At 71.9% G+C, this 12,195-nt stretch carries 13 protein-coding genes; 5 read left to right on the top strand and 8 right to left on the bottom strand.

Annotated features, from left to right (window positions below; all coding sequences use genetic code 11):
- Positions 1-156 precede the first annotated feature (156 nt).
- The gene (locus tag VLI41_RS13740) at positions 157-1,140 is read right to left on the bottom strand and encodes a LysR family transcriptional regulator (RefSeq protein ID WP_325268649.1); all 984 of its coding nucleotides are present in this window, start codon (positions 1,138-1,140) and stop codon (positions 157-159) included.
- Between the two features lie 101 nt (positions 1,141-1,241).
- Between VLI41_RS13740 and VLI41_RS13735 the strand changes: the two genes are divergently transcribed.
- The 4 genes from VLI41_RS13735 to VLI41_RS13720 are packed head-to-tail and all read left to right on the top strand — an operon-like array spanning position 1,242 to position 3,254.
- Complete coding sequence (locus VLI41_RS13735; protein ID WP_325268648.1) at positions 1,242-1,817, top strand: hypothetical protein; 576 nt, start codon at positions 1,242-1,244, stop codon at positions 1,815-1,817.
- A complete protein-coding gene (locus VLI41_RS13730) occupies positions 1,817-2,425 on the top strand; it encodes a hypothetical protein (protein ID WP_325268647.1) in 609 nt (202 codons plus the stop codon). The genes VLI41_RS13735 and VLI41_RS13730 overlap by 1 nt, the downstream gene beginning before the upstream one ends.
- The gene (locus VLI41_RS13725) at positions 2,422-2,958 is read left to right on the top strand and encodes a hypothetical protein (RefSeq protein WP_325268646.1); all 537 of its coding nucleotides are present in this window, start codon (positions 2,422-2,424) and stop codon (positions 2,956-2,958) included. Before VLI41_RS13730 ends, VLI41_RS13725 begins: the two co-directional genes overlap by 4 nt.
- Positions 2,955-3,254: a hypothetical protein gene (locus VLI41_RS13720; protein WP_325268645.1), complete on the top strand. Its 300-nt coding sequence runs from the start codon at positions 2,955-2,957 to the stop codon at positions 3,252-3,254. The genes VLI41_RS13725 and VLI41_RS13720 overlap by 4 nt, the downstream gene beginning before the upstream one ends.
- Before the next feature lie 6 nt (positions 3,255-3,260).
- Here VLI41_RS13720 and VLI41_RS13715 read toward each other — a convergent pair whose 3' ends face one another.
- Complete coding sequence (locus VLI41_RS13715) at positions 3,261-4,331, bottom strand: nitronate monooxygenase (RefSeq protein ID WP_325268644.1); 1,071 nt, start codon at positions 4,329-4,331, stop codon at positions 3,261-3,263.
- Between the two features lie 214 nt (positions 4,332-4,545).
- On the opposite strand from VLI41_RS13715, the gene VLI41_RS13710 reads away from it, so the two are divergent.
- Positions 4,546-5,718 carry an MFS transporter gene (locus VLI41_RS13710; RefSeq protein ID WP_325268643.1) on the top strand — a complete coding sequence of 391 codons (1,173 nt, stop codon included), beginning with the start codon at positions 4,546-4,548 and terminating at the stop codon, positions 5,716-5,718.
- Here VLI41_RS13710 and VLI41_RS13705 read toward each other — a convergent pair.
- From VLI41_RS13705 to VLI41_RS13680, 6 genes are all read right to left on the bottom strand, one after another.
- Positions 5,715-6,545, bottom strand: coding sequence for an enoyl-CoA hydratase/isomerase family protein (locus tag VLI41_RS13705; RefSeq protein WP_325268642.1), 831 nt, complete (start codon positions 6,543-6,545; stop codon positions 5,715-5,717). The genes VLI41_RS13710 and VLI41_RS13705 overlap by 4 nt on opposite strands.
- Before the next feature lie 98 nt (positions 6,546-6,643).
- A complete protein-coding gene (locus VLI41_RS13700; RefSeq protein ID WP_325268641.1) occupies positions 6,644-7,315 on the bottom strand; it encodes a hypothetical protein in 672 nt (223 codons plus the stop codon).
- Positions 7,316-7,421: 106 nt separating this feature from the next.
- On the bottom strand, positions 7,422-8,795 hold the full coding sequence (locus VLI41_RS13695; RefSeq protein ID WP_325268640.1) for an MmgE/PrpD family protein: 1,374 nt from the start codon (positions 8,793-8,795) through the stop codon (positions 7,422-7,424).
- Between the two features lie 80 nt (positions 8,796-8,875).
- Positions 8,876-10,009: a glycosyltransferase gene (locus VLI41_RS13690; RefSeq protein WP_325268639.1), complete on the bottom strand. Its 1,134-nt coding sequence runs from the start codon at positions 10,007-10,009 to the stop codon at positions 8,876-8,878.
- Positions 10,006-10,812: a hypothetical protein gene (locus VLI41_RS13685; protein ID WP_325268638.1), complete on the bottom strand. Its 807-nt coding sequence runs from the start codon at positions 10,810-10,812 to the stop codon at positions 10,006-10,008. Before VLI41_RS13685 ends, VLI41_RS13690 begins: the two co-directional genes overlap by 4 nt.
- Positions 10,813-10,919: 107 nt before the next feature.
- Positions 10,920-12,131 carry an acyl-CoA dehydrogenase family protein gene (locus tag VLI41_RS13680; protein WP_325268637.1) on the bottom strand — a complete coding sequence of 404 codons (1,212 nt, stop codon included), beginning with the start codon at positions 12,129-12,131 and terminating at the stop codon, positions 10,920-10,922.
- Positions 12,132-12,195 lie beyond the last annotated feature (64 nt).

Genomic DNA, 12,195 nt, shown 5'->3' with positions numbered 1-12,195 from the left:
CGCCGCCGAGCGGGTGCTGTTGCCGCAGGTGCGCGCCGCGCCGGCCGAATGGGTGATCCTGGCGAACGGCTTTTCCTGCCGCGAACAGATCGAGCAGGGCGCCGGACGGCCGACCCTGCACGTGGCCGAGCTGCTGGCGGGTGGGTTGAGCTCGCCTTAGGCGGGCGCCAGCGCCTTCGCCGCGGCCACGGCCGGCAGGCTGAAGTCCCGCGGATGCACGAACTCGGCGCGGTACCACGGCCGGGTGCGCCCGTCGAAGATCGACTTCAGCCAATCCGCCACGGCGCGGATACGCGCCGAGCGGGTCGCCTCCCGGTGATGCACCATCCAGAGCTTCATCGGAGCTACGGGCGGGATGCCCTCCACCATCACGAGATCCGGCTCGACGGAAAGAATCGCCGTCGGCAGGAAGGCGACCCCGATGCCGTTCTTCACGGCCTGGACGACCACCGCGCTCGAGTTGGTCTGAATGCGCTTATTCGTCAGAACCTGCAGCGCCTTCTGCTCTTCGGTCCAGACTTCCCGCTGATGTGTATGGGCGACATGGTGGACGTAAGGGTGCTTGAGGAGCTCCTCGGGACCGTTGAGCTCTCCGTACAGGTTGATGTATTCGCGGGATGCAAAACAGGCGTAGTGCATGTAGGCGATCGGCCGCGCGACCAAGTCTCCCACCGTCGGCTCGCTGTAGCTGACGGTCAGCTCGGCCTCCCCGTCCAACGGTCGGTCGGGCCACAGCCCGCAATCGACTGAAAGATCGAGGCCCGGGTGCGCTCGCAGCAACTCTGGCAGGAACGGCGTGATGAAGTAGCCGGCTACTCCGTCAGGAACTGCGAGTTTCACCTTGCCTTCGGGGAGCGCCTCTAGGTCGCCGATCTCCATCTCCAGCGTGGCGGCCGTACGCTCCATTGTCAGGACCCGCTGGTAGGCCATTTCGCCGGCCTCGGTCAGTGACATTCCGCGCGGAGATCGCGCGAACAGGGTGACATTGAGCTGGTGCTCAAGGTCTTCGATGGTGCGAGTGACCGTCGACGGACTGAGGTTCAGCGCTCGCGCGGCGGCGTTGATCCCGCCCGCTTCCGCAACGGCGAAGAACACCCGCAGGGCGGACCAGTCAGCCCGGCGTCGCGCGATGTCGGCCATCCGGCCTCCCGTCAAATTTGCAGGCGCCCCATTGCGATAATTTCGGGCGCCCACCCCCCACTATGGGCGGTACGCACCGAAGTCGAAACAAGGGTGCGTCCATGCAACTCAGCCACAACCTAACCGGACGCGAGATTTCGCGCCACATCTGCTCCGAATTGGCCAGATTCGGCATTGTTCCCGCAAAGCCCTCGGAAATGCGGGCGGCCCGGGCTCTGGCGTCGGAACTCATCGGCGGCGACCTGGTCACGGTCGAGACGCTGCAACGCGTGCAGGCCTACACGGGCTGCGCGATCTTCGTCGCGCATGAGGACGGCATCGTCAGCGGCGTGCTCGCATGGGTGCCGTTCAACGCGGCGGGTGCGGCAGCCATGCGCCGTCTGCGATTCAACATCTTCGACCCGGCGCCTCAGCACATGGCCTCTCCCGCCGAGGTGGTCTGCGGAAACTACGGCTGGGGCGTGGCCGGCGCGACCAAGGCGACCGCCAAACGCCTGCGCGAGGGATCGGCGGCCATGTCGCCCCACTTCGATCACGTGCCGCGCTATGCGCGAGCCGTAACCGACGCCGGCCGGCGCTACCTCTGCGATCTCCTGGGATACCGCGAGCTGCCGGGCTCGGACGGCCTGGTCTGGCTGCCGCCGCTGTCGCAACGCATGCCCGCGGAGGCCGCGTGATGGCCAGCGGAACCGTCGTCTCATCCATTCCGCGCCGCCGCCTCAAGGCCGGCGACTACCACGTCGAGGTCGCCCGCAGCCTCGACGCCCTGATGAAGGTGCAGGCCGTCCGCACGCTGGTCTACATGGGCGACCAGGCCTGCCCGTTCGAGGAGGAGTTCGACGGCAACGACTTCTGCGGGGCGACCCACCTGCTGCTCAGCTGGCGCGGCGAGCCGGTGGGCTGCGTGCGCATGCGCTGGTTCGGCGAGTTCGCCAAGTTCGAGCGGCTGGCGCTGCGCAAGGAGCACCGCGGCGGCCCGGGGCTCCTCATTCTGTGCAATGCCGCGTTCGATCTGGCGGCGCGCAAGGGCTACCGCAAGCTGATGGGCCACGCCCAGGTGCGCGGCGAGGCCTTCTGGAAGCGCTATTTCGGCGGGCGGCCCCGGCCCGGCCGGCCACGCTTCCACTTCTCGCAGTTCGCCTATGTCGAGATCGAGTTCGACCTGAAGCCGCACCCCAAGGCGGTGGGCCTGGCGAGCCCGGCCATGGTGCTGCTGCGCCCCGAGGGCGCCTGGGACGAGCCCGGCGTGCTCGAGGCCCACGCCGCCGAGGAGCTCGCGGCATGAGCCTGGATCGCCTCCGCCGCGATCCGGCGCCCGCGCGCCTCCTGGTCTGCCTGGACCTCCGCGAGCGGGCCGGTCTTGCGACGGCCGCGCACGCCGGCCCGCGTTGGCGCGAGCGGGCGCGCATCCTGCTGCATCACGCCCGCCGCGCCGGCTGGCCGATCGCCCACCTGCTGGTTGGATTTCCACTGGCCGAGGCCAGCCGCTGGCGGGCCATCCACGGCCTGAGCCCGGCCCCCACCGAGCCGGTGTTCTACATCGATGCGGACGACGGCGCGCCGAGCCGCGCGTTTGTGCGTTTCGCCAACCATTTCGCCGCGGCCGAGCTGCTCATCATGGGCAAGCCCTCGGACCGACGGCAGCTCGAGCGTCTGGTGGGCGCACTGGGCGAGCGCGAGCTCGCCGCCGCGGCGGACGCCATGCCCGCCCCCCCGGCGACGCCCGGGGTTCGGCTGACGGCGGTGAGCGCGCTGATCGGCCTGGCCCCAGACCTGCGGGTGATCCCGGGCGGGCTTCGAGAGGAGTCCAAGCCATGAGCCGCCGTCTGGGGGCCAGGGCCGCGGCGAAGGCCGCCGAGGCGCCATCGGCCGAGACCGACGATCCCATCGCCCCGGTCGCGCTCTGCGAGGCCGCGGTGCAGGAGCTGGTCGATCTGGTGCTCGAGTGCGGCGGCATGAACGATCAGGAGGCGCTGCTGCTGCTCGCCATCCTGTCGCGCCTGAAGCGCGTGCAGAGCGCCGAGGGCCCCCGCGCCGCCTGGGCCGCGGCCCGCGAGATCCGGCAGATCTGGCTGGCCGGCGACGAGGACGAGCGGCCGGCCGCGGTCAACTAGCCGCCGCTAGCCGGCGAGCAGCCGCTGGGCTTCGGTCCAGATCCGCGCGACCGCCTCGCCGGCCGGCTCGGCGCGGGCGAGGCGCGCCGCCTGGCCGGCCCAGGCCTGCATGCGCTCCGCATCGCCCGCCCTGGCGGCCTCGGCGCGCATGGCCGCCGTCAGACCGCGCTGCACCGGATACGGCGCCGGCTCCGGCGCGTCCGGCGCGGAGGCGGCCCGGGCGTAGGCGTTGGCGAGCGCACGGCCAGGCCGGCCGGAAAAGGCGCGGGTGACCACGGTGTCCTCCGGCTGGGCGGTGGCGAGGCTCTCGGCCCAGGCCGGGTTGAGGCCGGCCTCGGGGCAGCGCAGGAAGCCGCTGCCCACCTGCACGGCGCTGGCGCCCAGCGCAAGGGCCGCCGCGGCGGTTCGGCCGTCGGCGATCCCGCCGGTGGCGACCACCGGCAGCGACACCGCATCGACGATCGCCGGCAACAGCGCGAACAGGCCCACCAGCGCGGTCTGCGCGCGCTCGGGCTCGAAGGCGCCGCGATGGCCGCCGGCCTCGGCGCCCTGGGCCACGATCACGTCCGCACCGGCCGCAGCCGCCGCCACGGCCTCCGCGACGGTGGTGGCCGTGGCGAACCAGGCGATCCCGCGCGCCTTCATGCGTTGCACGAACTCCGGCGGATAAAGGCCCATGATCGAAGAGATGATCGGCGGCCCGGCGCTCAGCATGACCTCGCACTGGGCGGCGAAGTCGAGGATGGCCGCATCGCCCGCTTCGGCCGGAACCTCGGGCCCGAAGCCGGCCAGGAAGGCGCGCACCTTGGCCTCGCGCTCGGCGTCGCGGGCCGGCGGCGGATCGGGGATCCAGTTGTTGAGCTGGAACGCGCCGTTGCTCGCGCCGCGCACGGCGGCCACCCAGCCGGCGATCGCCTCGGGCTTCAGCGTCAGGCAGCCGCAGGCGCCGAGCCCGCCGGCGTTGGCGACGGCGGCGGAGAGCTCCGGCGGGCAGGCGCCGGCCATCGGCGCCAGCAGGACGGGGACGCGCAGGCCGAAGCGGCGGCAGAACGCGTCTGTTCGGTCGCGATACGACATGATTCATCTACTCCCGCCATGGCGCCGGCCGCGACGAATCTGTGGAGTTGGGCGGCTTGCGCGAGCCGAGGAAGCGCGCGCATATTGCCGCCGGTTCAGAGGAGGCCTGATGGCCACTATCGGGGAAAAGGTCCGCTAGGACCACCGATGAGTTCGCGCCGGGTCCGCGCATGCGCCCGGCTGCGCCCTTCCCCTCGCCTCTGAGTTCGTCCCGATGGCCTTCTTCCGGAATTCCGCGGTCAACCGCATCAACCTGCACTATGCAATCGAGGCGCTCGCCCTGAATGCGGGCGGGCTGTTCTTCCTCGTCTTCCTGGTGAAGGTGGGCGTGCCCGTTCCGATCGCCCTGCTCGCCCAGGCCGCCAGCCTGGGAGGGCGCTTCGTGCTGCGGCCGCTGATCCTGCCGGTCGCGATCCGCTTTGGGCTGAAGCCGCTGCTGATCGGCGGCACGCTGGGGGTGGCGGCCATCTTCCCGCTGCTCGCGCGCGTCCACGGCGTCGGGCCGGCGCTGTGGTCGGTGATCGCGGTGACCGCCGTCGCCGATGTCTTCTACTGGCCCTGCTACCACGCCTATTTCGCCGCCGTCGGCGACGCCGAGCACCGCGGCCATCAGGTGAGCGTGCGCGAGTCGGTCTACGCGGTGATCGGGGTGATCGCGCCGATCGCCGGCGGCTGGTCGCTGGCGACCGCGGGCCCGAGCTGGACCTTCTGGACCGTGGGCGCGGTGCAGGCCGCCTCGGTGCTGCCGCTGATCGGCGCGCCGAACGTCTTGGTGGCCAGGCAGGCGCCGGGCGCATTCCGCGCCGCCCGCGTCGGCATGGCCTTGTTCATGGCCGACGGCTGGCTGGGCGCCGCGTTCAACTTCTTCTGGCAGCTGGCGCTGTTCGCCGCGCTGGGCGCGAGCTTCACGGCCTATGGCGGGGCGATGGCGCTGGCCGCCTTCCTGGGCGCGGTGTTCAGCCTGGTGATCGGCCGGCACATCGACGCCGGCGGCGGCCGTCGCGCGGTGCTGATCGCCTACGGCATGGCCGTGGCGCTGGCCATCGTGCGCGCGCTGAGCCTCGGCTCGCCATGGCTGGCGGTGGCCGCCAACGCGCCCGGCGCGCTGGTCGCGGCGCTGGTGATCCCGGCCGAGATGTCGGCGGTCTACAACCTGGCCAAGGCTTCGCCCTGCCCGCTGCGCTTCCACATGGTGAGCGAGGCGGCCTGGGACCTGGGCGGGGGCGGCGCCTGCGTGGCGGCGGCGGCGATCACGGCGGCCGGGCACTCGCTCGCCTGGGCGATGCTGCTCAGCCTGCCGGCCGCGGCGGTCTCGGTGGTCCTGCTGCTGCGCCACTATGGCGGACTGGCGAAGACCCCGGCCGGGGTCGCGGAGACCGCCGCCTAACGGCCCTGGAATTTCGCCGGGCGCTTCTCCAGGAACGAGGTCATGCCTTCCCGGAAATCCTGGGTGCGGACGAGCTGCAGGAACTGCAGGTAGACGTGGTGGACGTGGTCGGCGAAGGTCTCCTCCAGCCCCATGCGCATCAGCCGCTTGGCGGACTGCACGGCGAGCGGCGCGTTGGCGGCGATCTCGGCGGCGACGGCGCGGGCGCGGGCCATCAGCTCGCCGTCGGGGACCACCTCATTGGCCAGGCCCAGCTCCAGGCACTCCTGCGGCGACAGGTTGCGGCCGGTGAAGATGATCTCGGCGGCCTTCGACCAGCCGACCAGACGCGGCAGGTGCCAGGTGCCGCCGCTCTCCGGGACCACGCCGCGCTTGACGAAGGCGGCGGCGAGCTTTGCGCTCTCGGCCATGATGCGGATGTCGCAGCCCAGCGCGGTGTCCATGCCGTAGCCCGCGGCGGCGCCGTTCAGCGCGCAGATCACCGGCTTGTCCATCTGGAAGAGCACCGTCAGCGGGGCGTCGCGAAGGTCCAGGTTCACCGAGACGTGGGCGGCCTGGCTCTGCGAGCCGATCCCGGAGCCCTGGGTCGCGTCCACCAGGTCGAGCCCGGCGCAGAACGCCCGGCCCGTGGCGGTCAGGATCACGCAGCGGACCTGGCTGTCGGCGTTGGCCTGCAGCAAGAGCTCGCTCAGGCGCCGCAGCATCGGGCCGGAGATGGTGTTCATCCGCTCCGGCCGGTTGAGCGTGATCACCGCGATCGCGTCCCCGACTTCGTAGAGCACCTCGGGCGCGGTCTCGGCGCGGGGTTCGGAGAGGGCCTGGCTCATCGCGTTTTCCATTTACAGCGTCACGATGAGCTAAACCCCTCGTCGCCCGGGCAGGCAAGCAGATTGCGGGACCGGGCGGCCCGGGCCCTCGCGGCGCCTCAGGTGCGCCGGAACAGGCTCAGCATCTTGCTCGACAGCGCCGTGCCGCTCAGCGTGATCGCCGCGCCGAGCACCAGCACGCCGACGGTCGTCAGCATCGCGGGATCGCCGACCTTCACCAGCGACAGGATCCCGAGCACCACCGCGCCCAGACCCGCGAGCACCTGACCCGCGGCTGCGCCATGCACCGCCGCGCTCGCCACCGAACGGGCCATCCCGCCGACGCCGAAAGCCGTGGCGCGGATGTCGTTCAGACGCTCGAGCGCGCCCGCCGACAGGATCAGGCCGGCGCCGCCGGTGATCACCAGCGCGGGCATCAGGACCGTCGGGACGATGCGGATCAGCGACAGGATGCCGAGCACCACGGCGGCGAGGCCCGCCACGAGCTCGACCGTCACGCCGCCTCCGAGCTCCAGCTTCTCGCCCTCGGTGTCCGCGGCCTGCGCCATGAGCGCCGTGTGGCGCGCGGTGATCGCGGCGCCTTCGACGATGAAGGCGGCGCCGAAGACGATGCCGCCGATGGCGGTCAGCACCGGCGACATCACCCCGGCCAGGGCCAGGATAGCCAGGACGACGACGGCGACGCCGCCCATGCTCTCGGTGGCGGCCCCGCCGGCCTCCACCGCATAAGTGCTTCGGGGACTGGTGTCCCGGCCAATGATATCGGCCATGGTCATGTTCTCCTCTATGACCCCAGCCTCGGGAGTCCAACGGCGCGGCGAGCCCGCCCGTTCCATCGCTCTACGATCTATATCAGACGTGCGCCCGGCGCCTCGCTCACCGGATCCGGCAGAGGCCGATCAGGGCGGCGAGATCGCGCTGCTGCTCGAGCTCGCGGCAGAGCTCGATGACCCGCCCGGCGCGCTCCGGCCCGATGGCCGGGGTCGCGAGGTGGCGGAACTTGCGCTCGAGCTTCCCCTGCTGCGCGCCGAGGTCGCGCATGGGCTGGGAGACGTCGCCAGTGCGCGAGATGGTGCGGCCGTCGCGGAGCGTCACGCACACCAGGCACCCGCGGCCCGTCTGCGTGGGATCGATGACCACCTTCTCCCTCAGCGCGACGAGATCGGGCCGGCAGGCGGTGCGATCGCTGAACAGCGCCTCCTGGAAGGTGTCCTCGCCGGCGAGCGCGAGCGCAGTCGTCATGCGCAGGGAGAACTTGCATTCCAGACCGGTGGCCGGCGCCGGAATGTTGCAGACCCCGAGGTGGCCGGCCGGGACCTTCACCTGCACCGAGACGATCTCTTCGGGCCCGACGCCCTCTTCAAGGCGGATCTGGGCGGCGGCCTCGATGGAGTCGTGCGTCAGGTAGCAGGCGGCGTGGTACTTGAAGAGGGCGTCGACCACGAAGGGGGCTTCGCGCTCGGCCAGCGCGCCGGCCGGATTGCGCGAGGCTGACTGGGTGTCGGCGAAGCCCTGCGGCGAGGCCAGGACATCGGGATCGCTGGTGAAGCCGCGAGCCGCCAGGCGCGCGGCGAGCAAGCCGTTCTGCGCGGCCTTTCCGGGATGCAGCGGCTTCGACATCGTGCCGAACACGCTCTTCAGGCCGGCCGCCTGGGCGCCGGCCAACCCGAAGGCGTGGCGTAGCGCCTGGCCTTCGACGCCGAGCAGGCGTGACGCGGCCACGGCCGCCCCGAAGGTCCCGAGCGTCGCCGTGGCGTGCCAGCCCTTGGCGTAGTGCGAGGGCCCCATCAGCCGGGCGATCCGGCATTCGGCCTCCACGCCCTGGATGAAGGCCTCCAGCGCCTGCGCGCCTGTGAGGCCGCGCTGCTCGGCCAGCGCGAAGACCACCGGCGCCACCGGAACCGTCGGGTGGCCCATCGGCATGATGACGTCGTCGAAGTCGAGAGCGTGGCCCTGGGCCCCGTTGATCAGCACCGCATCGTCGATGCGCGCCCTCCGGGCATGGCCGAGGAGCGACACCCCGCCCTCCGCGTCCCTAGGCGCGAGCTCCTCGATCAGGATGCGGACCAGCGGTTCGCTGCGGGCGGCGAGGCTGACGCCGATCCAGTCCAGGAGGCATTGCTTGGCGACGGTGAGCGCCTCGCTCTGCAGGGCCTCCAGCCGCATGCCCGAGACCTGGTCGGCGAGCGCGGCGGTGAACGCGCCGGGCTCCGTGGTCTGCGGGTGCGGCAGGGTCATCGCCTCGGCCATGGCGTCCTCCGGGGGCGGCCTTCGCCTCAGGCTAGGCCGGCCGTCGGCGATGGGCAATCCGCACGCCTGCGCCCGAGGCGCTATGTCGGGGCGAGCAGCCTCGCCTGCGCGGCGGCCAGCCGGTTCTCCAGGTCCCGGACGCGGCCCTCCAGAGCCTCACGCTCGGCCATCCACGGCCAGCGGGCGTCCTTGCGCCGGCGCGGCAGCGTCTCGCCCAGGAAGGCCAGCTCCGCAGCCCGCCGGGCCTCGGGCGGAGCGGGATCCCGCTGCGCCGCCGCGATGGTCTCCTCGTAGATCGCTTCCAGGCGATCGAGCATCAGCTCGAGGTCGGCGTTCGCGCGCAGGCTCGCCGACACCGCGGCGGCCTCGGCGGCGTCGAAGCGGCCGATTTCCTCTGAAAGGCTTTCGGGCGAGACCTCGCGCACCAGAGCGCGCAGACCGAAGTTCAACAGCCTGAGGGGGCCGAGGTTCTCGCCGGTGAGCATGCCCGCAAGCCCGCGGGAGTCGCAAACCACGACCGCGCACCCCGCGCAGGCCGCCTCCAGCGCCATCCGCGCGGTGGCGAACACGATGTCGTACTTGACCAGCTCCTGTTCGGGTGCGGCCACGATGCGCCCGCCGCCCGCGCCCAGCACGTCGAGCTTGATCCCATGCCGGTCGCAGGCCCGCTGCAGCGCAGGGATGTGCGCCGAGCCCTTGGTGAACGCCAGCGCCGAGCGCGGCCTCGCGGGCAGCGCGGCGGGCCGGGCGGGAAAGCGGCCGAGGTCGACGGCGTTGAGCAGGATCTCGACCCTGTCCGGCGCGACGCCTTCGGTGTGCACCAGCCGGTCGCGGACGGCCTGGTCGACGGCGATGTAGCGGCGGATCTGCGGGAACCTGAGGGGCCGCTCCTGCCAATAGATCCAGGCGTGGCACATCTGCACCGCGGGCGTTTCGGGAAAGTGGAACAGGGCCTCGGCGGTCTGGACGAAGTGCTGGCCGTGGATGACGTCGGGCGGCTCGGCCACCTGGCCGAGGCTGGCCACCGTCGCGACGCCGCGGGCCTCCAGCTCGGCCGCCGGCTCGCCGAGATGCGGCGAATAGACGATCGGCCGCCAGCCCCGGGCCAGCAGGCCCAGCGAGAGGTCGCGGATCACGCTTTCGCTGCCGCCGCGGCGATCGAGCCAGACGTTGGTCAGGAGCACCGAGCGCCCGGGTGCGGAGTTCGGACTCATGCCGGCTCGACCGCAGCCTCGAGCTGCGCGCCCAGGCGTTCGACGATGGGAGCGACATGGCGCCAGCGCAGCACGTCGCTGTAGAGCCCGGCGGCGACGCGGGCTTCGCCGAAGCTCTCATAGAGCGGCTTCGCGCCCGGCGGGGGCGCCAGCTCGGAGACGGGACGCAGCGCGTGCAGGGTCTCGCCGGCGAGAAACGCCCGGCCGCCGGCGCGCAGCACCTCGGCGACGTCGCCGGCGATGCCGGGGAAGGCGCGCGCCAGCGCGAGCTTGCGCTCCACCTGGGCCGGAGCCAGGCGCAGGCCGAGCCGCTGCGGCCCCGCCGCGGGCATTCCCGGCGACTGCGGCACGACCGGGTAGTCGTAGCAGGCGATGGGTTCGCCGAGCCGGCGCGAGGCCATCGCCGCGGCGGCCCGCACGGTCAGGTGCCAGAGGTCGTGGACGACGTTGTAGAGCTGCCAGGAATCGACGACGACGCGCCTCGCCCGCCGGCACAGGAAGACGTCGGCCAGCTCCTCGGCCAGGGCCGCGAACGGCTCGGAGCGGCCCTCCATGGCCCAGCGGTACACCTCGCGATCCAGATGCCGCCCGAAGATCGGACCGGGCTCCGCGCCCAGGGCGCCGGCGAGAGCCGCGCTGGCGGCCACCCGCGTGCGGTCGGAGCCGTTGCGCGATCCGGTCGTGAGCACGAGCACCAAGGGCCGCTCACGCCCGATCCAGGTCGAGAGCCGAAGCTCGTGGCCCGGATGGGCCACGGCGAGGACCACCCCCTCGCCGCCCGACCACGAGTTGCCAAAGTTCACCGACGACCCGCCCACAGAGCCCCCCTCCGTCACCGCGCCCGAGGCTTATAGTAAATGAATAATGACGGGGCGCTACGCAGCTCGTCGCAGCGGCGCCCTCGGCGGCGTCAGTTCGAGCCGCGGATCGTGGGCTTGCCCAGGAGGGCGTCGGCGATGATGCGCTGCTGGATCTCGCTCGTGCCCTCGAAGATCTTGGTCAGCCTGGCGTCGCGCCAGTAGCGCTCGACGGCGTGCAGGGTGGTGTAGCCAGCCCCGCCCAGGATCTGCAGCGCCTCGGAGGTCGCCCGCTCGGCCATCTCGGCGGCGAACAGCTTGACCATCGAGGTCTCGATGCGTCCGGCCCGGCCGGCGTCGATCTCGTTGCAGACGTAGTACATGAGCTGGCGGGCGGCCTGGATCTCGGTGGCCATGGTGGCGATCTTGAAGCGGATCGCCTGGAAATCGGAAATCGGCTGGCCGAACTGCACCCGCTCCTTCGCGTAGGCCATGGCGTCCTCCAGCGCGCCCTGCGCCAGGCCGATGGAGCGGGCCGCGGTGTGGGCGCGGGCGAGCGACAGCCCGAAGGCGACCGAGCGGGCGGCCCGGCCCTCGCCTTCGCCCGAGGCGTACTCGGTCCTGCGGGCCGGCGCCCGGACCTGGTCGAAGTGCAGCTCCCAGGTCTTCCAGCCGAAGTAGCCGATCTTGGGGATCGGCGCGCCCGTGCAGCCCTTCGGCAGCTCGCCCTTGGGCTTCTCCACCGAGACCGAGACCGTGCCCGAGCCGCCGCCGTCGCCGCGCGGGTCGATGCGGCAGAGCACCGAGATGAAGTCCGCCCCGTCGGCGAAGGTGCACCAGTACTTCGAGCCGGTGATCACCCACTCGTCGCCCTCGCGCCGCGCCATGCAGGAGACGCTCGACAGGTCCGAACCGGTGGAGGGCTCGGACAGCGACGCCGCGCCCAGGTAGCGGCCCTGCGCCATCGCCCGGATCTTGGCCTCGCGCTCGGGCCCCTCGCCGGGGATCGAGCGGTAGAAGGAATTGCCGCGGGCGATGATCGAGGCGACGCTCATCCAGCCGCGGGCCAGTTCCTCGGCCACCAGACAGTACTCGAAGGCGCCCAGCCCCAGCCCGCCGTACTCCTGCGGGATCAGGATGCCGAAGAAGCCCAGGTCGCCCATCTTCTCGATGAGCTCGCGCGGCATGTCGGCCTTCTGCGGATCGAGCCGGTTGGCGACCGGAAGCACCTCGGCGTGGGTGAACTCCCGGGCGAGGTCGCGGATCATGATCCGCTCGGGCGTGAGGTAGCCGGGGTTCTCCAGGCGCATCGCGTCGTCGGCCATCTCGAAGCTCCTTACAGGCCGATCAGGTCGGCGCGGCGGACGGTGTTCATGACGATGCGGATCG

The organism is Phenylobacterium sp. (assembly GCF_035475775.1).
Classification (GTDB): Bacteria; Pseudomonadota; Alphaproteobacteria; order Caulobacterales; family Caulobacteraceae; genus Phenylobacterium.
This window is presented reverse-complemented; position numbering and strand designations above follow the sequence as displayed.